The 742-nt window shown below is 54.3% G+C and carries 1 pseudogene; it reads right to left on the bottom strand.

Annotated features, from left to right (window positions below):
- Positions 1–662, bottom strand: a pseudogene (locus ACM6JM_RS16035) (IS1182-like element ISPfl3 family transposase); the annotation flags it as partial.
- Positions 663–742: the final 80 nt, after the last annotated feature.

Raw genomic sequence — 742 nt, 5'->3', positions numbered from 1 at the left:
CCCATCGACTTCATCAAAGCTTGGCAACTACGGTTGTCTTGCTGCTTGGCCTCAAGCTTCGCCAGTGCCGCCTTGATCGCAGTGCGATCGACCACTTGCTCGCCCTCTGCTTTATCAGCGGCATCCAGGTCAGCCAAGTATTGGGCAATCCGCTTATCCAGCTTCTCCTCCTGACGCTTGAGCTGATTCAAATTCAGGTGGCGTCGCGAGGAAGCGACTGCCTGAAACTTGCTGCCGTCGATCGCAACCAGATCACCCGCAATCAAGCCGACGGATCGGCAGAACTGCACAAAAGCTCGGCACGTTGTAACGAAAGCTACTTTGTTGTTCTTGCGAAAGTCGGCGATGGTCTTGAAGTCGGGTTTAAGCCGGTTGATCAACCACATCACTTCGATGTTGCGTTGGCACTCAGCTTCTAGGCGCCGCGACGAGCGAATGCGCTGAAAGTAGCCATAGAGATAGAGCTTGAGCTGATCGGCGGGGTCGTAAGCAGGGCGCCCAATGGCCTTGGGCTGAGCTTTCTCAAAACCGAGCTGGCCCAGATCGAGCTTGGCGACATACAGGTCGATGACTCGTACGAGGTGATCTTCAGGGATCAGTTCCTCCAGCGAGACCGGGAACAGGCTGGTCTGGCTACGGGACTCTCCTTGTATGTAGGCCATAACGAAAAATGCTCCGTATCTTTCGATACGGAGCATTTTCTTAAAGGGCCGGACAGATTGCTAGGTTTTCACACAGTCTG

This window comes from Pseudomonas sp. IT-P2, assembly GCF_949767575.1.
Classification (GTDB): Bacteria; Pseudomonadota; Gammaproteobacteria; order Pseudomonadales; family Pseudomonadaceae; genus Aquipseudomonas; species Aquipseudomonas pharyngis.
The sequence above is the reverse complement of the archived record's forward strand: the minus strand, read 5'-3'. Positions and strand labels throughout refer to the sequence as shown.